Raw genomic sequence first — 22,775 nt, 5'->3', positions numbered from 1 at the left:
ATATCGAGATCTTATTAAGTCATATTCAGAGGGTGAATATTGATTTTAAAAAAATAAGAAAAAACAGTAATTTATTTAATTGTTAAAAAGATGGATGCAATCGTAAATTTGTATCAGTTGAAAGGTACAGAGCAGTTAATATAAGCCTGTAAAACTATCATTTGTAAACATCAACTGATGATTGTTTCACAAATATATGATCAGTTATAGACAGTTAGAGGACTATGATGAGCACTGTTCAAATTCCAGAATATAAAACGGATTCATTCTTTGGTTTAGAAGATAAATGGATCGAAACTGCTGAAGGTGAGTTAACCCATTATCATGAAATTGGTGAAGGCACGCCTATTTTATTCCTTCATGGTTCTGGTACTGGTGTATCAGCAGCTGCTAACTGGTGGTTGAATTTACCTGCAATTGGTGAGCAAGCGCGTTGTATCGCAATTGATACCATTGGTTATGGTCAAACTGTCGTTGCACCAGGAACTCAATACGGTATTCGTGCATGGGTTGATCATGCAATTCGTACTCTTGATGCACTTGGTATTGAAAAAACATGGTTAGTAGGTAATTCGCTAGGTGGTTGGTTAGCATTCCAGTTGGCACTTGATTATCCAGAGCGTGTACTCGGTATTGTTTCAATGGGTACAGGTGGTGCAAAACAAACTGCAGCCCTAAAAGCGCATGCAAACCCAGTTTTAACAGAAGAAGGTATTCGTAAGACACTTTCAATGTTCGTTGTAAATAAAGACTTAATTACAGATGAGCTGGTAAAAGTACGTTTTGATTCTGCGGCGAATGACTACGCATCTGATCGTTTAATGGATGTTGTGGGTGCGCGTGACCGTGATCGTTTCGAGTTCCCATTAGACTTTGAAAAAATGAAAGATATTACAGTTCCTGTATTATTGATTCATGGTACTCAAGATGTGGTGATTCCTGTGTCTCGTACTTGGGACATTTTAAATATCGTTCCTAATGCTGATGCACATATTTTCAGTCAGTGCGGTCACTGGTCACAAGTTGAAAAAGCAGAAGAATTTAATACGGTGATCAAAAATTATCTAGCAGTTCATGGTGTTAAATAATTTCAGATCCTAAAAAACTAAAAAAGAGGATGATTTAATCATCCTCTTTTTTAAAACTGAAAATACAGAACATGTGTTTAATACGTTTAAATCTGCATATTGATAATCAATATTGAGCATTGATCTGTTTTAATTCATTAGACTTAAGTGGTAGAGCAAGTCTAGTTAGTTAATGGGTTGTTTAAAAATTAGTCTAATCTAAAGCCTGAATTCATACAATTTATGATGATATTCGTAAAACTTTATTAGACTAAAGTCTAAGACTGATGGTTGAAATAAAAAATAAAAATCACCGCTATGTTTAACGGTGATCATTAATTTGAAAAAAAATTAATTAATTACGATTAATATCAAGGTAAAAAACAGAGCTCAGTAAGTCCATAAATTTTTTGACGCCTTCTGAGTTAGTACTTTTTCTATAGCTTGCAAATAAATCGATTGAAGGTAATTCCACGTCTAGCGGGCGAATCACGGTGTTATTCATCGTCAGTGGTGCGATATATCCAGGTAGAAAAGTACAGCCCAGGTTCATGCCAATAGAATTAATGTTAAAGAGGATATTGTCTGCAGTTTGAACAATATTTAAATTGATTTGATGGTATTTTGCAAAATCTAGAATGATCTTATTTAGGGTTTGAGATTGCTGTTCAGAAGGAATAATGAAATCGATTCCATCGAGCTCTTTTACTGGAATGCGATCGTATTTAGCGAGTGGATGATCTTTGGGGAGTAAGAAAATCAAAGGTTCTCGTAAAACAAATTGACTTTCGATTTCATCACTAAATAGATTTTGACGAGTAAAAGCGATATCAATTTCGCCTTTTTTTAACATTTTTGACTGATCGGAGTTGTTTAAGCTTAACAATTCAATCTTTAAATCCCGGTTTTGAACACGAAGATTAGGGAGAACGTAAGGAAAAATTTTCATTTCAACTACAGGAACAAAGCCGATACGTAACAATTGCTGTTTAGATTTGGCAATCTGACGAGTCATTGCGACTGCTTTGTCTGCTTGGGCTATCGTGAGGCGAGCTTGTTCAAGGAAGACTTGACCCTCCTCAGTGAGTTCTACCTTACGTTTTGTACGATAAAGCAAAGGGACGCCAATTTCATCTTCAAGATCTTTAATCTGCTGGCTCAATGATGGCTGAGCAGTATAAAGGCGCAAGGCTGCTTTGGTGAAGTTGAGTTCTTCTGCCACAGCAATGAAATATCGTAGGTGTCGTAGTTCCATAAAAAAATCATCCAAAGATTGATTCATATAATGTCTAAATATGATCAAGTGCGAGTATAGTTCACAAATGGATATTCGGTGAAGTGGGGCTGAGCATATTGAAATATCAACGTTATTATTAAAATATGGTAAAATTCACGTATTGAGCGATTGATTAATTTATCGATAAAACATCTTGATTCAAACAAAAAAAATATTTCCCCAAAACTCGTTCAAAACTCATTATCTCTGCAAAGTTGAGTCTATTAGTTTGTGTCTAATTTAGTCACAGGAGAGCTTTTCATGAGTGGGAAAATTGATGTGCGCGAAATCGATGCTTTAGTCGATGCACAAAATGGACGTATCACGCCATCTATTTATACAGATCCAGATATCTATGAACTAGAACTTGAACGTGTGTTCGGTCGTACATGGTTATTCCTTTGCCATGAAAGCCAAATTCCAAAGGCTGGTGATTTCTTCAATACCTATATGGGTGAAGATCCGATCATCGTGGTACGTCAAAAAGACGGTTCAATCAAAGCATTGTTAAACCAATGTCGTCACCGTTCGATGCGCGTGAGCTTTGCTGACTGCGGTAACACTCGTGCATTTACATGTCCATACCATGGTTGGTCTTATGGCGTAGACGGCTCTCTTAAAGATATTCCTCTTGAAGATCGTGCATTCCCTCAAGGCGCATGTAAAGAGAAGTGGAGTTTGATCGAAGTAAACCGTGTGAAGTCTTATAAAGGCTTAATCTTCGGTTGTTGGGATGAAACAACTCCAGACCTTGAAGAATACATGGGTGATATCGCTTGGTACTTAGATGGCGTATTAGATCGTCGTCCAGGTGGTACTGAGATCATCGGTGGTGTTCATAAGTGGGAAATCGAATGTAACTGGAAATTTGCGGCTGAACAGTTTGCATCTGACCAATATCATGCATTGTTCTCTCACGCATCTGCGATTCAAGTATTAGGTGCTAAACCTGATGACGAATCTACTAAGAAATTAGGTGCTGCGCAAACTGCACGTCCTGTATGGGAAACTGCGAAAGACGCAATCCAATATGGTTCACGTGGTCACGGTTCAGGCTTTTTCTTTACAGAGAAACCAGATGCAAACGTATGGGTTGATGGTGAAGTAGCAAACTATTTCCGCGAAACTTACGAAGAAGTTAAAGAGCGTCTTGGTGAAATCCGTGCGTTACGTCTTGCGGGTCATAACACTATGTTCCCAACATTGTCTTGGTTAAACGGTACAGCAACACTTCGCGTATGGCATCCACGTGGTCCAAACAAAACTGAAGTATGGGCGTTCTGTATTGCGGATGCTGAAGCGTCACAAGAAGTGAAAGAAGCGTTTGAACGTTCTGCGACACGTGCATTTGGTCCAGCTGGTTTCTTAGAGCAAGATGACTCTGAAAACTGGATCGAAATTCAAAAAGTCTTACGTGGTTACAAAGCGCGTCAAAACAAACTCATTATGGAAATGGGTCTTGGTAACGAGAAAATTCGTGAAGATGGTATCCCTGGTATCACTAACTATATTTTCTCAGAAACTGCGGCACGCGGCATGTACCGTCGTTGGGCAGACTTGCTAATCCATGAAAAATGGGAAGATGTTGAGAAAGCAGCTGACGAATATGAGAAGGAGCTTATGAAATGAGTCAAGTGAGTTTAGAACTTCACCATCAAATTAGCCAATTCCTCTATCGTGAAGCGAAATTGCTTGACGATTGGAAATTCCGCGACTGGTTAGATACGTTAGCTGAAGATATTTCTTACACGCTACGTACAACACCAAATGCTCAAACACGTGACCGTCGTCGTTCAATTGAACCACCTACAACTTGGGTGTTCAATGATACGAAAGATCTTTTAGAGCGTCGTGTTGCTCGTCTTGAAACAGGTATGGCTTGGGCTGAAGAGCCTCCATCACGTACAACTCATATGGTGAGTAACGTGATCGTAGAAGCTACTGAAGTTGAAGGCGAATACGATGTATACGTTACATATCTTTTGTACCGTACACAAAAAGAGAAAGATGTCACGATTTACTGTGGTAAACGTCATGACAAGATCCGTAAAGTTGAAGGTGGCCTAGGCTTCCAAATTTTCAACCGTAAGATCACGCTTGATCAAGTTACCTATAACTCTCACAACCTGAGTGTGTTCTTCTAATGAATAAGATTTTTGTTTGCCAAGTTGACGAATTAGACGAAGGCGAAGCGTTGAAAGTAGATTGCGGCGTTAACGGTATCGATGCGCTTGCAGTGTTTAACAATGGTGGTGAGTTCTTCGCAATGAATGACCGTTGTTCTCATGGTAATGCTTCAATGTCAGAAGGTTATCTTGAAGATGATGGCACTGTCGAATGTCCATTGCATTCAGCTCGCTTCTGTTTAAAAACCGGTCAAGCATTATGTTTACCAGCGACAGATCCAATTCAAACTTTCCCAGTGATTGTTGAAGATGGTGCGTTATACGTTGAGATGGCAGGAGAGTAATCATGGGTTGGCTTAAAGGCGAAGTTGCACTGATCACAGGTGGTGGTTCTGGTTTAGGTTGGGCTTTAGTTGAACGCTTCCTTGAAGAAGGTGCGCACGTTGGTGTGTTACAACGTTCACAATCTAAAGTCGATGCTTTAAAAGAACGCTTTGGTGATCAAATTGTTGCAATCGCTGGTGATGTTGCCAACTATGAAGACAATGTCCGTGCTGTAAAAGCAACTGTTGAGCGTTTTGGTAAGCTTGATTGTTTTATTGGTAATGCAGGAATCTGGGATCACTACGCAGATATCGTCAATACTTCAGGTGAGCAACTTGATAAAGCGTTTGACGAAATCATGGGAATTAATACGAAAGCATTAATTCTAGGTGCTAAAGCTGCACTTGATGAGTTAGTAAAATCTGAAGGTTCGATAATCTTCACACTATCTAACTCAGCATTATATTCTGCGGGTGGTGGTCCAGTTTACACAGCATCTAAGCATGCTGGCGTAGGCATCATGAAGGAATTGGCGTACGAGCTTGCACCCAAAGTTCGTGTGAATGCTGTTGCGCCGTCAGGTATGAATGTAAACATTAAAGGTGCTGCATCATTAGGCCAAGAAAATCTAGGTCTTTTAGATGCGCGTGATCCTGAGAAAATCGCGCGTGGTATGCCGTTGAACTTCTTACCTGAGCCTGAAGAAATGACAGGTTCTTATGTGCTCTTGGCATCTCGTCAAAATAACCGACCTTTAACTGGTGTTCTGATCAATGCAGAATGTGGTTTGGGTATTCGTGGTCTACGTCAACCACGTGCTGGTTTCTTTGACGAATAAAATCTAGTCTAAAAAATGGACTTATCGGCAGCCTGTTCTAAGGCTGCCTTCCTTTTAAGGAGTCTCTCATGGCCGTTAAACTTATTTGTGCTTCGCACAGTCCTTTAATGGAATTTGCTTCACCTCAAGATCAGTCAAAAGAGCAAAAAGTACGTGCTGCTTTTGAACAATTATCTGCTGAAGTAAAAGCTTACGATCCAACACTGATCATTACTTTTGGTCCAGACCATTTTAACGGTTTTTTCTACGACCTTATGCCAAGTTTCTGTGTCGGTATCCGTGCTACGGCTGCTGGTGACTGGGATTACGGTAAAATTGACAATAAAATCGATGTTCCTGAAGACAAGGCTTTGGCACTTGTGCGTCAAGTTCTAGATGAAGGTGTTGATGTTGCATACTCATATCGTATGCAGGCTGACCATGGTGTGACTCAACCATTACACTTCCTTTGTGATGGAAAACTTGATCGTTATAAAACGATTCCAATATTTATTAATGGTGCTGCCGCACCAATGCCAACCACAAAGCGTACCATTGCTTTAGGCCGTGCGGTTGGACAATATATTAAGTCACTTAATCTTGAAAATGAGCGTGTACTTGTATTGGGTACAGGTGGTTTGTCTCATGATCCACCAACACCTCAAATGGGTTCAGTGCCACCAGAAGTTGAAGAGTTTTTAATTGCTGGCCGTAATCCAACTGAAGAAGCACGTAATGCGCGTCAAGCGAAAATTATTGCAGTTGGTCAGAAACTCGCTGCTGGAGATACATCAGTTGCAGTACCGCTGAGCCCTGAGTGGGATATTGCATTGCTTGAGAAATTTAAACAAGCAGATTTTGCTGCAATGGAAGCGATGACTGAGGCAGAAATTCGTGTCGAAGGTGGTCGTGGTGGTCAAGAAGTGCGTTGCTGGATGGCAGCATTTGCTGCACTGAGCGAAGTTGGTGAGTATGAAATGACAACTCACTGCTATGAAGATATTAGTGAGTGGATTGCGGGCTTCGGTATCGTATCTGCGGAATTAAAAGGTTAATCCCATGAGCAATGTAAACAACATCGTCATCGTTGGTGCGGGTCAAGCAGGCGCAAGTGCGATCCTTGAGCTTCGTGCAAACAAATATGAAGGTAAAATCACATTAATTGGTGATGAAACGCATCTTCCTTATGAGCGTCCACCACTGTCTAAAGACGTGATTTTAAAACCTGAAGAAACCAAGATTGAAATTTTATCTGAAGAAAAATTAGCAGATCTTGGTGTGACAGCAATTCGCGGTAATGGTGTCGTGAAAATCAACGCTGAAGCCAAAACTGTCGAACTTCAAAATGGTGATGTTGTTGCTTATGACAAATTGCTGATTGCAACTGGCGGTGCAGCACGTCGTCTTCCAAACTTCGACGCACTTGGCAAACATGTTTACACGCTGCGTAATCTTGAAGATTCACAAGCCCTTGTACCAGTGTTACAAAAAGGTCAACGTATCATCCTGATTGGTGGTGGTGTAATCGGTCTTGAGCTTGCATCATCTGCACGTTTCAAAGAATGTGAAGTCACTGTCATTGAAATGGGACCAATGGTGATGGGGCGTTCATCGCCACGCATCTTGAGTGAATTCTTGCTTGAACAGCAAAAATTGGCAGGTGTGGATGTTCGTCTTTCAACTTCAATTGCAGATTGCAAGCTTGATGGCGAAGAAATTGTGGTGACTTTAGCTGATGGCGAAGAACTTCGTGCGGATGCTGTGGTTTACGGTATCGGTATTGTGCCAAATGCACAGTTGGCAGTTGATGCTGGTCTTGACGTTGATCTCGCGATCAAAGTAAACGAAAATTGCCAAACCTCGAATGCTGATATTTATGCGGCAGGTGATGTGGCAACTCAACTTCGTGACTGTGGTAACCACCGTCGTGTTGAGACTTGGGAAAATGCTAATCTTCAAGCAGGTATCTTTGCACGCCATGTGATGGGTGTAGAACATCCTACTCCTAATCCAGCATGGTTCTGGACAGATCAGTTGGACATTAACTACCAATTCGTAGGTGATATGGCAGCAGCTGAGTGGTTAGTACGTGGTGAAATCAATCCTGAGCTACGTGCAGAATCTTCATTTGTATTGTTCGGTGTGACTGACGGTATTATTGTTGGTGGTATTACGGTAAATGCGGCTAAAGAAATGCGTCATCTTAAAAAATTGATTAGCAAACAAGCTGCATTTGAAGCAGATAAATATTTAGATCTTAGCCAAGACCTTCGTAAACTTGTGAAGTAAACTTGGTGAGATTGTGCAACAGACCTAGGGTAACTTAGGTCTGTTTTTTATGTGCCTAAGAAAATATTGATTTAATTTTGAGCAAATTATGAATTCTAGTTCCTCAAATATAATGGTCGTTGCGAGTATATATGCCTTATTGGTATTGATATGGGCTGCAACACCACTTGCCATTGTATGGAGTGTTGCAGAAATTCATCCAATGTGGGTGCTCATCATTCGATACTTTGGTGCATCTATAATTGCTTTGGCGTTGCTCAAAATGATGCGTGATCCACTCCCGTTTGATCATGTATCGCTGAAAAGTTATGTAGCTGGTAGCCTAAATTTAATAGGTGCGCAGTTATTTATCTATTTGGCAGCGAATTATTTAACGTCAGGCTTAATGGCACTGATCTTCGGATTTTCGCCATTAATTGCAGGTCTCATTGGACATCTCATCCTAAAAACACATAAGTTGTCTATTTTACAATGGAGTGGAATGGTCATTGCCGTATTGGGTCTCACATTTGTTTTTGCAGAATCTGCAGATGAGCGAGTCAATCCTTGGGGTGTGGTTCTGATGCTGATCAGTATGGTGTCGTATATCAGTTCGATTTTTTGGGTCAAACAAATTAATGCACCTTTAAGCCCCATGAGTCAGGCGACAGGTTCATTAATCTTTTCAGCTTTAGGATCACTCTTAATCATTCCATTCATTTGGCAACAAATCCCAACTGTGCTACCAAGTACGCAAGCGATGGTGGGTTTTTTGTTCACAATGATCATGTCATCAATTGTTGCGATGCTGTGCTATTTTTGGTTAATCCGCCGCTTAGCAGCGTCGACAGTGTCTTTGAGTAATGTCATGACGCCAGTCATCGCCCTAGTTTTGGGGGCATCCTTAAATAATGAAATTATTCATAATGAAGCCTTGTGGGGGATTGTCGTGGTGATGATGGGGTTGCTGATGTATTTTAATCGAGAACTCTTGAAACTATTCTTAAAAAAATGAGTGAAAAAAAGTGGTTTTAATCACACACGTACAACTACATGAATATATAAGATTCATAATGTTACAAAACTATGCTTTAGCCCAAGCTCGAATTTAGGAATACTGAAAAAGTCAGTTCAAATCAGCAAAAAAAATTGAACATTTTTTGCATAATTTGGACTGTTTTACTTTAGCTCAAGTTCAAACTTATCTAAAATAGAAGTGGTACAGTTTGAAATCTATACAAGTTATCAATTTGTCACATTAATATTTTAGAATCTGCTGGTGAAAACGATAGAAATCTATTTATTTTATTTCAAAATTCGTTATCATCGCGCCCTCTAGTTATAACTCTACACAATAGGCTAACTAGAACTCTATAAAGCACCGAGTCAAAGGACCGCAAGTCACCCGACTTATTTCTATTAACCCATATCAGAGATGGTAATTCGATATGAGCGTTTCTTCTGTAAATCCTGCACCTAATTCTACTAACGAATACTATTTGACTCGCCAAAGTCAGATGGAATCTAATGTTCGTAGCTATCCACGTAAATTGCCGTTAGCGATAGCAAAAGCACAAGGTTGCTGGGTTACTGATGTTGAAGGTACAGAGTACCTCGATTGTTTAGCTGGGGCAGGAACATTGGCTTTGGGCCATAATCATCCTGCGGTCATTCAAAGTATTCAAGACACTTTAGCGAGTGGTCTTCCATTACATACTTTGGATTTAACGACACCTTTAAAAGATGCTTTTACTGAAGCTTTACTTGCTGAATTACCGGGTGGTAAAGAAGAGTACTGCCTACAGTTCTGTGGTCCATCTGGTGCAGATGGTACAGAAGCAGCAATTAAACTTGCAAAAACATATACTGGCCGTGGCACTGTGATCAGCTTCTCTGGTGGCTACCATGGTATGACTCACGGCTCATTAGCAATGACAGGTAATTTGTCTGCTAAAAACGCTGTTAATGGTTTAATGCCAGGCGTTCAATTCATGCCGTATCCACATGAATACCGTTGCCCACTAGGTTTAGGCGGTGAAGCGGGTGTTGACGCGCTTACTTATTTCTTTGAAAACTTCATCGAAGATGTTGAAAGCGGTGTGACTAAGCCTGCTGCAGTTATCCTTGAAGCGATTCAAGGCGAGGGCGGTGTGGTTACAGCACCTGTGAAATGGTTGAAAAAAATTCGTGAAGTGACTGAAAAGCACAACATCGTTTTAATTCTTGATGAAGTACAAGCTGGTTTCGCGCGTTCAGGAAAAATGTTTGCCTTTGAACATGCGGGTATCGAACCTGATGTTGTAGTGATGTCGAAAGCAGTAGGTGGAAGCTTACCACTTGCAGTACTTGGTATTAAGCGTAAGTTTGATGCTTGGCAGCCTGCAGGTCACACGGGTACTTTCCGTGGTAACCAATTGGCTATGGGTACTGGTCTTGCTACGATCAAAACGATTAAAGAACAAAATCTTGCGCAAAACGCACAAGAGCGCGGTGATTTCCTTCAAGCTGAATTGAAGAAATTAGCTGCAGAATTCCCATGTATCGGTAATGTACGTGGCCGCGGTTTAATGATCGGTATCGAAATCGTTGATGAGCGTAAACCTGCTGACCATATGGGTTCACTTCCTGCAGATGGTCAATTGGCTGCTGCAATCCAAGCAGCGTGTTTCAACAACAAATTGTTGTTAGAAAAGGGTGGACGTAACGGTACAGTGATTCGTCTACTTTGCCCATTAATTATTAACCAAGCTGAATGTGAAGAAGTAATTGTGCGCTTTAAGAAAGCAATTTCTGAAGCATTAGTTGCGGTACGAGGCGCTTAATTCATGGTAGATTTTGCAGAACACCGTAAAGCTTTGCTCTGTAATGATGCTGCATCCATTGCTGACTATACGTCAGCAATGGATCAGGCAACTCAAGCAGTAGCAGCTTGGTTACAAAATGACAAAATGTACACAGGCGGTAGCATTAAAGAGCTACGCAGTGCAATTGCATTTAATCCTTCTAAAGAAGGATTGGGTGTGGAAAAGTCATTAGAGCGTATGGTTGAGCTATTCCTTAATAAGAGCTTAAAAGTACATCATCCTCATTCTTTAGCGCATTTGCATTGTCCTACTATGGTGACTAGCCAAATCGCAGAAGTACTCATTAACGCAACTAACCAATCGATGGACTCATGGGATCAAAGCCCTGCAGGTTCATTGATGGAAGTTCAGTTGATCGATTGGCTTCGTCAAAAAGTTGGTTATGGTGCAGGTCAAGCAGGTGTGTTCACCTCTGGCGGTACGCAGTCAAACTTGATGGGTGTATTGCTTGCACGTGATGCATGTATCGCGAAAAACTGGAAAGACGAAAACGGCAATCCGTGGTCTGTTCAGCGTGATGGCGTACCTGCGGAAGCGATGCGAAACGTTAAAGTCATTTGTTCTGAAAATGCTCACTTCTCTGTGCAAAAGAACATGGCGATGATGGGAATGGGCTTCCAATCTGTAGTGACTGTGCCTGTCGACGAAAATGCGCGTATGGACATGGATGCACTAGAGAAAACCATGGCACACCTTCAAAATGAAGGCAAAATTGTGGCATGTGTGGTTGCAACTGCAGGTACTACCGATGCGGGTGCAATTGATCCTTTAAAGAAAGTCCGTGAAATCACCAACAAGTACGGCGCGTGGATGCATATCGATGCAGCATGGGGCGGTGCTTTAATCCTATCTAATAATCACCGTGATTTGTTAGATGGTATCGAGCTTTCTGATTCAATCACACTTGATTTCCATAAGCATTACTTCCAAACGATTTCTTGTGGTGCATTCTTACTTAAAGATGAAGCGAACTATCGCTTTATGCATTATGAAGCGGAATACTTAAACTCTGCTTATGACGAAGAGCATGGTGTACCAAACTTAGTGTCTAAATCGCTACAAACAACACGTCGTTTTGATGCGTTGAAATTGTGGATGACGATTGAAGCACTCGGTGAAGAGCTTTACGGCTCTATGATTGACCATGGTGTTACTTTAACGCGTGATGTTGCAGATTATATTAAAGCAACAGATGGTTTAGAGTTATTGGTTGAGCCACAATTTGCATCAGTCTTATTCCGTGTAATTCCTGAAGGTTACCCAACAGAATTACTCGATACACTGAACCAAAACGTTGCGGATGAATTGTTTGCACGTGGTGAAGCGAATATTGGTGTGACTAAAGTCGGTCAGGTTCAATCATTGAAAATGACAACTTTAAGTCCAGTAGCAACTTTAGACAATGTGAAGAACTTGCTTGCGCTTGTACTGGCTGAGTCTGATCGCATCAAAGCTTCAATTGCTGATGGTACATATACGCCACCAATCGATTAATAGATTGTTTTTTGAAAAAAGCGCTCAATTGAGCGCTTTTTTGATATTCAAAATTCATAACTTTGACATATTTTTAGATCATGATTGAAGAAATCTTTATGCGGAATTAGGGGGGATAATTATTAAAGAATAAGTAGGTAATAAAAATATCAGTATTTAACCGTAATTATTATAAATCTTTGAAATATAATTAAAAAATAAATAAGCAGGTTGGTGTAATAAAAATAATAAAATCGTAATAAAGCTGTAACCTTATTGTCATATTATCAAATCAAAATGCATGTATCGAAATAAGTACAATACTTCAATAAAAAGTAGCGTACTCCAAATTTGCATAAATTGAGAGATAACATGATGCGCTTTACAAATATTGCAATTGCATTAGCACTTTCTGGGGCAGCTGTAGCAACAACCGCAAATGCAGCACGTGACACAATTCAAATTGCGGGTTCTTCTACAGTATTGCCATATGCAAGTATTGTGGCTGAAGAATTCGGTAATAACTTCCCTCAATTTAAAACACCAGTAGTTGGTTCAGGCGGTTCGTCGGGTGGTTTAAAACAATTTTGTAATGGTGTTGGCGACAATACGATCGATATTGCTAACTCATCTCGTGCAATTAAATCGAGCGAATTGGCTGAATGTAAGAAAAATGGCGTTAACCAAGTATTAGAAATTAAAATCGGTTACGACGGTATCGTATTTGCTTCAAATGCTAACAAAGCAGCTTATAAATTACGTCCACAACATGTATTTGCAGCTTTGGCAGCTGAATTGCCTTCAAACGGTAAAATGGTAAAAAACCCATATACGCGTTGGAATCAAATTGATAAATCATTACCAAATGAGCCAATCACGCTTGTAATCCCAGCTTCGAATCATGGTACACGTGAAGTCTTCCAGGAGAAAATGGTGGACGCTGGTTGTGAATCGTATGCTGCTATTAAAGCTTTAGATAAAGATGCCAAAAAGAAAGCTTGCACAACGTTCCGTAAAGATGGTCGTGTTGTGGAAATTGCGGGTGACTATACAGAAACACTTGCACGCTTAAAAACTTCTCCAAGTGCTGTTGGTGTGTTTGGTTTAGGTTTCTATGATCAAAACCGTGACCGTTTACGCGTTGCAACTGTGAACAATGTGGCACCGTCTGAAAACACGATTTTAAATGGTTCTTACCCTGTATCACGCCCATTATTCTTCTATGTAAAAGGTGAACACTTGAAATCAATCAAAGGTTTACCACAGTTTACTGAATATTTCTTAAACAAGCGTGTTTCAGGTAAAGGTTCTAAGTTAGAAAAAGCGGGCTTAATTTCACTCTCTGACAAAGAGCGCGCATCAATTTTGGCAAACTTTAAAGCAGGTAAAGCTGTTAAGTAATCAAACGACAAACTAATGGCAGGAATTATCCTGCCATTGGTTTTTTCATTGAAAAAAGTTTTTTCAAACCATGAAAATTGAAAAGACAGTGGAGAATACATGAATCTGCTACTTATAGGTGTGTTACTGGCGATCATCGCCATTGCCTATCAAATCGGATTACGCAAAAGCCGTAACTTAGCAGGTCAGGGAAATAACTCTGCCGCTTTGCATTCACGTCCTGGTTACTATGGGGCATTAGTTGCGTTGTGGTGTGGTATCCCTGCATTTTTAATTTTGATTGTTTGGAACTTGGTTGAGCCAACGATCTTGGAGCAGGTGGTGCTTAATCATTTGCCACAGGATATTAAAGCAAGTCTAGATCCAGCAAGCCTAAACGTAGTTGTTGACCGTGTTCAAGCGATTGCATCCGGATTTGGTGTCAGTGATACAGCAACGTCCTATGAAGTTGCAGCTGCAGAGCAACTGAGTAAATTTTCAACTATTGGCTCTTTTGCAAAATTAGCAGTTGTCATTTGCGCTGCATTGGCAGGTTTAGTATGGGCAAAAAAAAGAATTAGCCAAGATTTTAGAGCGCGTAATCAGGTCGAGAAAGTCATCAATGTTGGCTTAGCTTTATGTTCTGGTGTCGCAATTCTTACAACACTTGGAATTGTAATGTCGATGTTTGGAGAAGCGATGCGCTTCTTCAGCTTTGTTAATCCTTTTGATTTCTTCTTTGGAACAGAGTGGAACCCGGGTTTCAGTACTTCGGGAAGTGCAGAAGGAAGCTATGGTTTACTTCCATTGTTGTGGGGTACGCTCATGGTCAGTGGGATCGCACTATTGGTTGCTGTACCAGTAGGTTTAATGATCGCGATTTATTTGGCTGAATATGCTTCTCCTCGCTTCCGTTCTTGGGCAAAACCGACCATTGAAGTTTTAGCTGGTATTCCAACGATCGTTTATGGTGTATTTGCACTCATGATTATTGGCCCATTTATTAAAACTGTAGGGGCAATGGTTGGAATTGATATCAACGCAACGAGTGCGCTCACTGCAGGTTTTGTCATGGGAATCATGATCATTCCTTTTGTGTCTTCTTTATCTGATGACATTATTACTCAAGTGCCTCGAGCATTACGTGATGGATCTTTAGGATTAGGGGCGACCAAATCTGAAACGATTCGTAAAGTGGTCATTCCAGCAGCGTTGCCTGGCATTATTGGTGCATTTTTATTGGCTGCTTCCCGTGCAATTGGCGAAACTATGATCGTAGTTCTAGCAGCTGGTAACAGTCCTCTTTTACACGCAAATCCATTAGAAGCTGTTTCGACCGTAACGATTACGATTGTTAATCAATTAACAGGTGATACTGACTTTGCAAGTCCGCAAGCATTAGTCGCTTTCGCACTAGGACTTACATTGTTTGTGATTACTTTAGGTTTGAACATTGTTGCACTTTACATCGTGCGTAAATACCGTGAGCAATACGACTAATGAGTACTTCTAATCCTAATACTCTCGAGACAGTTGATTCAGCAACAGCTGAGCAGCTTAGAGAAAAGCGTAAGAAGACTATTCAGAATTCTTTAGCTAAACGTCATCGTAAAGAAAAGACGTTCCGTTTCTTCGGTTTTTCAGCAGTGATTGCTGGCTTATTCTTCGTAGTATTGCTATTCGGTAGTATTTTAGCGAAAGGCTTGCCTGCTTTTTGGCAAAGTAGCATGAATTTGCCAATCTATTTCGATCCAAAAATTATTGAAGTTGGTCCAAAACCTGTACTGGCTGAAGGTGAGAATCCAGCTCAGTATGAAGAACGCTTTATTGAGTGGCAGACTGAAGTTGGCATGGTGGATTGGGATGCATTGATCATCAATGCAATGATCAAACAAGATCCTCAACTTGAAGCACAACGTGATGATTTAAGCTATATCTATACGAGCTCTGAAGCATATCGTATCCGTGATATGGTGATGAATGATCCAAGCTTGGTTGGTAAAACAGTCGATGTAAAAGTCCTTGCTGATGCAAATATTGATGTGTGGCTTGCAGGTAATATTGATCGTTCTTTGCCAGATGAACAGCAACAACTTAGTCCTGAGATTCGTCAAATTGCTGATGAACTCAAGGCTAAAGGTGTCATCGAAAATTCATTTAACACGAATATTTTCACGAGTCCTGACTCTCGTAGTTCACCAGCGACATCTGGTTTAGCTGGTGCATTCATGGGCTCATTGTTTATGATGTTGATTGTAATCTTTATTTCGATTCCAATCGGCGTTGCATCTGCGATCTATCTTGAAGAGTTCGCACCAAAGAACTGGATTACAGATATTGTAGAAGTCAACATCAATAATTTGGCTGCTGTTCCATCGATTGTATTTGGTTTGCTTGGTGCTGCAATTTTTATTGGTTGGATGCATTTACCATTATCTGCCCCTTTGGTGGGTGGTCTTGTGTTAAGTTTAATGACATTGCCAACGGTGATTATTACGACACGGGCTTCTTTAAAAGCGGTTCCACCTTCGATTCGCCAAGCTGCATTAGGATTGGGTGCATCAAGACTGCAAACTGTTTTTCATCACGTTCTACCTTTGGCATTACCAGGTATTTTAACAGGTGCAATTATTGGTGTGGCTCAAGCATTGGGTGAGACTGCGCCGTTGTTGTTGATTGGTATGAGTGCTTTTGTAGCCAGTGTTCCAGCAAGTCCATTTGATCAATCTACAGCGCTGCCTGTACAGATTTTCTTGTGGCAGGGTAATGAACTTCGTAACTTCTTTGAAGGTCGTACTGCTGCAGCCATTATTGTTCTCCTTGCGATGATGATTAGCTTAAATAGTTTAGCGATCTGGTTACGTAAGAAATTTGAAGTCCGTTGGTAGTCGGAGCAAAATATGAATACAGTAACTTCGCAAGTAACTCAAAATTCCTTAAAAAAGGATCAATCAGTGAATTCAGATCAAACACAATTTACATCTCAAGATGCAAATCAAAAAACGTCAACTTCGTTTGTTTCACAATTTGACACGCAAAGCGAAAATAAAAAAGAAGCAAAATCGGATGTTGTAAAACTGAGTACAACTGATGTTCATGTTTATTATGGTGAATCTGAAGCGATTAAAGGCATTGATCTTAATATTTACCAAAATGAAGTGATTGCTTTTATTGGTCCATCTGGATGTGGTAAGTCAACATTCCTACGTACTTTAAATCGTATGAACGACACGATAGATAGTTGTCGGGTAACGGGTAAAGTCATGTTGGATAATCAAGACATTTATGATCCTAATCTCGACGTAGTACTACTTCGTGCGCAAGTGGGTATGGTGTTCCAAAAGCCAAACCCATTCCCAAAATCAATTTTTGAAAACGTTGCATACGGACCTAAACTCCATGGTTTAGCACGTGACAAATATGATTTAGAAGAGATCGTTGAAAATAGTTTACGTAAAGCGGGCTTGTGGGATGAAGTTAAGGATCGTTTGAATCAGCCTGGAACTGGTTTATCAGGCGGTCAACAGCAACGTCTGTGTATTGCTCGAACTATTGCAGTTTCGCCAGAAGTGATTTTAATGGACGAACCTTGTTCAGCACTTGACCCAATTGCTACGGCTAAAGTTGAAGAGTTAATCGCTGAGCTTTCAACACAATATACTATTGCAATCGTTACGCACTCAATGCAACAAGCTGCACGTGTATCAGACCGTACTGCCTATTTCCATTTAGGTGATTTGATTGAAGTGAATTCGACAGAAAAAGTATTTACTCAACCTGATCATCAATTGACTGAGGCATATATTACGGGTCGATTTGGTTAATTAAAAATTTAGAAACATAAATAAAAAGAGTCTTCGGGCTCTTTTTTTATTACAAAAATCTGTGGATGAAATAAGGTTATTCCCTAAAATGGAATTCTTAATAAACTGATATCCAGATGACAATGAAAAAAATACTTTGTTTAACAGCATTAATGACCAGTATTTTTATGTTGAGTGCTTGCTCACATACACCAAATCAAAATCAACAAGTAACCACGCAAATCAATACTTCGAATTTGATCGAACAACGTCTCATGAGTCATCTTAGTGCCTTAGAAGATATTGCATCAGCTCATGGCGGTAATCGCGCAGTTGGAACGGATGGTGGTAAGACAACTGCAACCTATATTATTGAAGAGGCAAAAAAAGCTGGTTTGCACGCTCAGATGTTGCCGTTTGAAAATCGCAATAAGATTGTAGGTCAGAATATTATTATCGAAATCAAAGGTAAAAATCCTGATTTAGCTACGATAATCGGTGCGCATTATGATTCTGTGACCACAGGGCCTGGGATCAATGATAATGGTACAGGTGTAGCCGTTCTATTAGAGCTATTACAACATTATTCAAAATCTGAAAATCATCCTCAAAATACAATTTACCTTGCATTTTGGGATTCTGAAGAAGATGGTATCGGAGGTTCGCAAGATTTTGTTGCTAAAATGACACCTGAACAGCTGAAGGGAATAAAGGCTTATATCAATGTTGATATGGTCGGTACAAAAAATCCGAATATTTTGGTTGCTGATGTAGATAAATCTTCATTAAAAGATTTAGAAGCCCAGTTTAAGTCTGCTGGATTATCTGAATCTGACTATAAACCAATGATTGATGGTTTAAAGTCTTTACCTAGTCATCAAGGGGATACTGCGCTTGAAGAACATTTAAAATCATTCTTTAAAGCAAAGAACTTAACCATCAAAGAAGACATTACCACTTTAACAGCAAGTGACACAGCACCATTTCTAGGAAAAGTGCCGGTCACATCGATCATTTTATTTAATGAACAAGAACGTCCAGGTGCAAACGAGGACGAAATAATTTTAGATTTTGCACCATGTTATCACCAAGCTTGTGATAGCAAGGATTTAGTTGATCCAAAATCTATGATTATGGCTCTAGAGGCGATTCAACATCTGTTAAAAGTCACCAACACTCAATAGTTGAGATGACTAAAGAATTATTTAGGTGTATCTCATTTGAATTGCATCATAGGGTGCAATTCAATTTTTTTTACTGAATAAAAAAGATTTATTCGTAAACTCGATCGAAAATATGTCTTAAAGCAGTTTTGCTATCTAGCTGAATTTTGCAATACACAGTAGAATATGCGCTCTCTTCAAGTCACATTGTGGCATGGTTCAAAAGACCATCCCGTGGAGCCAAAATCAGCATGTTTATCGTGGCCGGTGCACCAGCACACTCTTCTTTTAAGCAAACGCAACTATTAACTCGTTTACAGTCAATTAGTTCGGTTCAATCAATAGAAAGTCAATGGGTTTATTTATTCGACCAAGCGCTCAACGAGCAACAACAGCAATCAGCTTTACAGCTTCTAAATGATGGTGCGTCATTTGAATTACGCCAAGCAGCCACAGATGAGATTCAAATCTTAGTCACTCCACGCGTAGGCACAATTTCGCCGTGGTCTTCAAAAGCGACCGATATTTTCGCGAACTGCAACACACCGGTTCATCGTCTTGAACGCGGTGTTTTGTTTACTTTGAAGGGTGTAAAAGACGTTTCAAATGAAATTAAGCAAATTCTGCATGACCGAATGACAGAAAGTGTTTTCAATCAAATTGAAGATGCTGCTGCTTTATTCACTGAAACTGAGCCAAAACCGCTGAACTCGATTGATATTTTAGGTCAAGGTAAAGAAGCGCTCGTAAAAGCAAACTCTGAATTTGGTTTTGCTTTATCGGATGAAGAAATTGATTACTTAACTGATGCATTTATCAAGTTAGGTCGCAATCCGCATGACATTGAACTCATGATGTTTGCACAAGCGAACTCTGAGCATTGTCGTCATAAAATCTTTGGTTCAGAATGGACAATTGATGGAGAAGTCCAACCATTGTCATTGTTCCAAATGATTAAAAATACCTATAAAGAATCACCTACAGATGTATTGTCAGCATATAAAGACAATGCTTCAGTGATTGTTGGTTTTGATACGCAACGTTTTTATCCAAAAAAAGATGAAAATGGTCATTATGTTTATAAATACAAGAGCCAAGCTGCCCACATCTTAATGAAAGTGGAAACCCACAACCATCCTACAGCGATTGCACCATTTGCAGGTGCGGCAACAGGTTCGGGCGGTGAAATCCGTGATGAAGGTGCAACAGGTCGTGGTGGTAAGCCAAAAGCAGGCTTAACAGGTTTCACTACATCTAACTTGAATATTCCAGGCTTTGAACAGCCATGGGAAGAAAACTACGGTAAACCATCTCGTATGGCATCTCCACTTCAAATTATGATTGAAGGTCCATTGGGTGGTGCTGCATTTAACAACGAATTTGGTCGTCCTGCGTTAAATGGTTACTTCCGTACATTTGAGCAAAATGTAAATGGTGATGTAAAAGGTTTCCATAAGCCAATTATGATTGCTGGTGGTTACGGTAACATCCGTCCTGACCACGTTGAAAAAGATGCGATCCAACCGGGCGATTTATTGATCGTGCTTGGTGGTCCTGCAATGCTCATCGGTCTTGGTGGTGGCGCTGCTTCTTCTGTAGATAGCGGTACAATGGGCGAAAGCTTAGACTTTGCTTCTGTACAACGTGAAAACCCAGAAATGGAACGCCGTTGCCAAGAAGTGATTGATACGTGCTGGCGCATGGAAGACTACAACCCAATCGTGTCTGTACATGACGTAGGTGCTGGTGGTATTTCAAATGCGATGCCTGAACTGGTAAATGACCACGAATTAGGTGCAAAACTTGATCTTCGTAAAGTACCATCATTGGAGCCAGGTATGGCGCCAATGGAAATTTGGTCAAATGAAGCGCAAGAGCGTTATGTATTGGCGATCCGTCCATCTTCATTAGAATTATTTGAATCAATCTGTGCGCGTGAACGTTGTCCGTTTGCCGTATTAGGTGAAGCGACTGAAGCGCGTCATTTAACGGTTGAAGATCCTTTGTTTGGTAACAACCCAGTTGATGTACCAATGCAAGTGATCTTAGGTGGTACGCCACGTATGAGCCGCGCCTATGACTGTATCGAACGTCACGGTGATGACTTTAATGCGGCTAAAGTGACTGATCTTAAAGATGCGATTTACCGTGTGATTAAGAACCCAACAGTTGCGTCTAAATCATTCTTAATTACCATTGGTGACCGTTCAATTACAGGTATGGTTGCACGTGACCAAATGGTTGGTCCATGGCAAGTGCCTGTAGCGGATGCTGCGGTAACAACAACAAGTTTAGTGGGCTACACAGGCGAAGCAATGGCAATGGGTGAACGTCCACCTGTAGCATTGTTAAATCCTGCGGCATCTGCACGTTTAGCAGTGGCTGAGTCAATCACCAACATCATGTCTGCAAAAATCGAGAAAATCAGCGACATTAAATTGTCTGCGAACTGGATGGCAGCAGCAGGTCAAGTAGGCGAAGATCAAGCATTATTCGAAGGTGTAAAAGCCATCGGTATGGAAATGTGTCCTGCGCTTGGTATCGCAATTCCTGTAGGTAAAGATTCTTTATCGATGCGTACGACTTGGAATGACGAAGGTGAAGATAAGTCTGTAACTTCTCCAATGTCAGGTGTGATCACAGCATTTGCACCAGTGACTGATGTGCGTAAGACATTAACACCAGAATTGAAAAACTTAGATTCAGTACTTGTACGTATTGATTTGTCTAAAGGTCAATTCCGTCTAGGTGGTTCGATCCTTGCGCAAGTGTATAAAGCAATTGGTTCGGTTACACCAGATGTAGATAGCTTCGATGACTTCAAAGCATTCTTTGAATTGGTACAAGATTGGAATAACCGTGGTTTAATTAAAGCTTACCATGACATCGGTGATGGTGGTTTAATCGCAACTGTTGCAGAGATGATGTTCGCTTCACGCTTAGGTGTGGCATTAGAAGATCAATCTGTAGCAAGCTTATTTGCTGAAGAAATTGGTGCAGTATTACAAATTGCTAAAGCTGATTGGGATGCACTACAGACTGAAGTTTCAGCATCAAGCTTAAAAGATGCGATCAGTGTCGTTGGTACAGTGAATACTACTGATACGCTAACGATTAATGGTTTAACGCTAGATCGTGTTGAACTGCAACAAGCGTGGACTGAAGTGTCACATCAGATTCAACGTTTACGTGACAACGTGGAAACTGCAGATCAAGAATATAGTCTAATTGCGAATAAAGATCATAAAGGTCTTATTGCAAAAGCGACATTCGATTTGAATGAAGAAATTGAAGCACCGTATATCAATACACGTCGTCCGAATATGGCAATCTTGCGTGAGCAGGGTGTAAATGGTCATGTGGAGATGGCAGCTGCATTCGACAAAGTTGGTTTCAATACGATTGATGTCCATATGAGTGACCTACTCGCTGGTCGTGTAAGCCTTGATGAATTTGAAGGTTTAGTGGCATGTGGTGGTTTCTCTTACGGTGACGTTTTAGGCGCTGGTGGTGGTTGGGCGAAATCAGTATTGTTCAATCCTAAACTTCGTGATCAATTTGAGAAATTCTTTAACCGTCAAGAAACATTCTCACTCGGTATCTGTAACGGTTGCCAAATGTTGTCTCAATTGGCTCCACTCATTCCAGGTGCTGAAAACTGGCCACGTTTCCATCGTAACGTATCAGAAATGTTTGAAGCGCGAGCTGTAAACGTTCGTGTTGAAAAATCTAAATCTGTACTGTTAGAAGGTATGGAAGGTTCGATTTTACCAATTGCTGTGGCGCATGGTGAAGGTCGCGTTGTTGCAGCGGACAGCTCTATTGCTGCATTGAATGCGGGTAATCAAGTGACTTTACGTTATGTTGATAGCCAAGGTAATCCAACTCAACATTACCCATTGAACCCGAACGGCTCACCTGAAGCAATTACAGGTGTGACTTCAACTGATGGTCGTGCAACGATTATGATGCCTCATCCAGAGCGTAACTTCCGTGCGATTCAGCACTCTTGGAAACCTGAAGATTGGGATCAAGATGGTGCATGGTTACGTATGTTCCGTAATGCTCGTAAGTTTATTGGTTGATTAAATCAATAGATTGAAAAAGCCACCATAAGGTGGCTTTTTCATAGGTAAATTATTGTTTTGAAGATGTAGAATTGAGTTGAAAAAAAATAAAGAGTTCTCAAATGTCTGGTCTAATTTAAAAAGTAT

At 40.4% G+C, this 22,775-nt stretch carries 17 protein-coding genes; 16 read left to right on the top strand and 1 reads right to left on the bottom strand.

The annotated features are described in order from the left end of the window. The first annotated feature begins 227 nt into the window (after positions 1-227). A complete protein-coding gene (locus AC1M86_RS07590) occupies positions 228-1,088 on the top strand; it encodes an alpha/beta fold hydrolase (RefSeq protein ID WP_035267132.1) in 861 nt (286 codons plus the stop codon). A 334-nt stretch (positions 1,089-1,422) separates the two neighbouring features. Here the strand turns inward: AC1M86_RS07590 and hcaR are convergent, their stop codons facing one another. Further along, a complete protein-coding gene (gene hcaR, locus AC1M86_RS07585) occupies positions 1,423-2,322 on the bottom strand; it encodes a DNA-binding transcriptional regulator HcaR (RefSeq protein ID WP_035267131.1) in 900 nt (299 codons plus the stop codon). 282 nt (positions 2,323-2,604) lie between these two features. On the opposite strand from hcaR, the gene hcaE reads away from it, so the two are divergent. The 15 genes from hcaE to purL all read left to right on the top strand — a co-directional run bounded on the left by hcaE (position 2,605) and on the right by purL (position 22,646). After that, positions 2,605-3,972, top strand: a complete 1,368-nt coding sequence (gene hcaE, locus AC1M86_RS07580) for a 3-phenylpropionate/cinnamic acid dioxygenase subunit alpha (protein ID WP_092767097.1) — start codon at positions 2,605-2,607, stop codon at positions 3,970-3,972. After that, entirely contained in the window at positions 3,969-4,487 is a 519-nt protein-coding gene (hcaF, locus tag AC1M86_RS07575) for a 3-phenylpropionate/cinnamic acid dioxygenase subunit beta (RefSeq protein ID WP_035267127.1), read from the top strand. Before hcaE ends, hcaF begins: the two co-directional genes overlap by 4 nt. Next, positions 4,487-4,813: a 3-phenylpropionate/cinnamic acid dioxygenase ferredoxin subunit gene (gene hcaC / locus AC1M86_RS07570; RefSeq protein WP_005181999.1), complete on the top strand. Its 327-nt coding sequence runs from the start codon at positions 4,487-4,489 to the stop codon at positions 4,811-4,813. Before hcaF ends, hcaC begins: the two co-directional genes overlap by 1 nt. A 2-nt stretch (positions 4,814-4,815) precedes the next feature. After that, positions 4,816-5,631, top strand: a complete 816-nt coding sequence (gene hcaB / locus AC1M86_RS07565) for a 3-phenylpropionate-dihydrodiol/cinnamic acid-dihydrodiol dehydrogenase (RefSeq protein WP_035267124.1) — start codon at positions 4,816-4,818, stop codon at positions 5,629-5,631. Between the two features lie 68 nt (positions 5,632-5,699). After that, positions 5,700-6,665, top strand: coding sequence for a 3-carboxyethylcatechol 2,3-dioxygenase (locus tag AC1M86_RS07560; RefSeq protein ID WP_481591390.1), 966 nt, complete (start codon positions 5,700-5,702; stop codon positions 6,663-6,665). A 4-nt stretch (positions 6,666-6,669) separates the two neighbouring features. After that, complete coding sequence (gene hcaD / locus AC1M86_RS07555; RefSeq protein WP_092767094.1) at positions 6,670-7,899, top strand: 3-phenylpropionate/cinnamic acid dioxygenase ferredoxin--NAD(+) reductase subunit; 1,230 nt, start codon at positions 6,670-6,672, stop codon at positions 7,897-7,899. Positions 7,900-7,987: 88 nt separating this feature from the next. Further along, positions 7,988-8,893: a DMT family transporter gene (locus AC1M86_RS07550; protein WP_481607657.1), complete on the top strand. Its 906-nt coding sequence runs from the start codon at positions 7,988-7,990 to the stop codon at positions 8,891-8,893. Between the two features lie 433 nt (positions 8,894-9,326). Continuing rightward, positions 9,327-10,700 (top strand): diaminobutyrate--2-oxoglutarate transaminase, encoded by a 1,374-nt coding sequence (locus AC1M86_RS07545; protein ID WP_035267118.1) that lies wholly within the window; start codon positions 9,327-9,329, stop codon positions 10,698-10,700. Between the two features lie 3 nt (positions 10,701-10,703). Next, positions 10,704-12,236, top strand: coding sequence for a pyridoxal phosphate-dependent decarboxylase family protein (locus tag AC1M86_RS07540; RefSeq protein ID WP_092767092.1), 1,533 nt, complete (start codon positions 10,704-10,706; stop codon positions 12,234-12,236). Between the two features lie 354 nt (positions 12,237-12,590). Continuing rightward, positions 12,591-13,616 (top strand): substrate-binding domain-containing protein, encoded by a 1,026-nt coding sequence (locus AC1M86_RS07535; RefSeq protein WP_179997953.1) that lies wholly within the window; start codon positions 12,591-12,593, stop codon positions 13,614-13,616. Positions 13,617-13,715: 99 nt separating this feature from the next. Then, complete coding sequence (gene pstC / locus AC1M86_RS07530; protein WP_092767091.1) at positions 13,716-15,095, top strand: phosphate ABC transporter permease subunit PstC; 1,380 nt, start codon at positions 13,716-13,718, stop codon at positions 15,093-15,095. Beyond that, positions 15,095-16,483, top strand: coding sequence for a phosphate ABC transporter permease PstA (gene pstA / locus AC1M86_RS07525; RefSeq protein ID WP_481591394.1), 1,389 nt, complete (start codon positions 15,095-15,097; stop codon positions 16,481-16,483). The genes pstC and pstA overlap by 1 nt, the downstream gene beginning before the upstream one ends. Before the next feature lie 12 nt (positions 16,484-16,495). Next, positions 16,496-17,419, top strand: a complete 924-nt coding sequence (gene pstB, locus AC1M86_RS07520; RefSeq protein ID WP_035267112.1) for a phosphate ABC transporter ATP-binding protein PstB — start codon at positions 16,496-16,498, stop codon at positions 17,417-17,419. Between the two features lie 116 nt (positions 17,420-17,535). Continuing rightward, entirely contained in the window at positions 17,536-18,582 is a 1,047-nt protein-coding gene (locus tag AC1M86_RS07515; RefSeq protein WP_481607656.1) for a M20/M25/M40 family metallo-hydrolase, read from the top strand. A 230-nt stretch (positions 18,583-18,812) separates the two neighbouring features. Then, on the top strand, positions 18,813-22,646 hold the full coding sequence (gene purL / locus AC1M86_RS07510; RefSeq protein WP_481607655.1) for a phosphoribosylformylglycinamidine synthase: 3,834 nt from the start codon (positions 18,813-18,815) through the stop codon (positions 22,644-22,646). Positions 22,647-22,775: the final 129 nt, after the last annotated feature.

Source organism: Acinetobacter sp. ANC_7654 (genome assembly GCF_056779855.1).
This window is presented reverse-complemented; position numbering and strand designations above follow the sequence as displayed.

Coding starts and splice junctions, on each gene's coding strand:
- hcaE (WP_092767097.1), top strand. CDS start 2,605: ATGAGTGGGAAAATTGATGTGCGCGAAATCGATGCTTTAGTCGATGCA.
- pstB (WP_035267112.1), top strand. CDS start 16,496: ATGAATACAGTAACTTCGCAAGTAACTCAAAATTCCTTAAAAAAGGAT.
- AC1M86_RS07560 (WP_481591390.1), top strand. CDS start 5,700: ATGGCCGTTAAACTTATTTGTGCTTCGCACAGTCCTTTAATGGAATTT.
- hcaB (WP_035267124.1), top strand. CDS start 4,816: ATGGGTTGGCTTAAAGGCGAAGTTGCACTGATCACAGGTGGTGGTTCT.
- AC1M86_RS07590 (WP_035267132.1), top strand. CDS start 228: ATGAGCACTGTTCAAATTCCAGAATATAAAACGGATTCATTCTTTGGT.
- AC1M86_RS07545 (WP_035267118.1), top strand. CDS start 9,327: ATGAGCGTTTCTTCTGTAAATCCTGCACCTAATTCTACTAACGAATAC.
- AC1M86_RS07515 (WP_481607656.1), top strand. CDS start 17,536: ATGACAATGAAAAAAATACTTTGTTTAACAGCATTAATGACCAGTATT.
- AC1M86_RS07550 (WP_481607657.1), top strand. CDS start 7,988: ATGAATTCTAGTTCCTCAAATATAATGGTCGTTGCGAGTATATATGCC.
- AC1M86_RS07540 (WP_092767092.1), top strand. CDS start 10,704: ATGGTAGATTTTGCAGAACACCGTAAAGCTTTGCTCTGTAATGATGCT.
- AC1M86_RS07535 (WP_179997953.1), top strand. CDS start 12,591: ATGCGCTTTACAAATATTGCAATTGCATTAGCACTTTCTGGGGCAGCT.
- pstC (WP_092767091.1), top strand. CDS start 13,716: ATGAATCTGCTACTTATAGGTGTGTTACTGGCGATCATCGCCATTGCC.
- hcaR (WP_035267131.1), bottom strand. CDS start 2,322: ATGGAACTACGACACCTACGATATTTCATTGCTGTGGCAGAAGAACTC.
- pstA (WP_481591394.1), top strand. CDS start 15,095: ATGAGTACTTCTAATCCTAATACTCTCGAGACAGTTGATTCAGCAACA.
- hcaC (WP_005181999.1), top strand. CDS start 4,487: ATGAATAAGATTTTTGTTTGCCAAGTTGACGAATTAGACGAAGGCGAA.
- hcaD (WP_092767094.1), top strand. CDS start 6,670: ATGAGCAATGTAAACAACATCGTCATCGTTGGTGCGGGTCAAGCAGGC.
- hcaF (WP_035267127.1), top strand. CDS start 3,969: ATGAGTCAAGTGAGTTTAGAACTTCACCATCAAATTAGCCAATTCCTC.
- purL (WP_481607655.1), top strand. CDS start 18,813: ATGTTTATCGTGGCCGGTGCACCAGCACACTCTTCTTTTAAGCAAACG.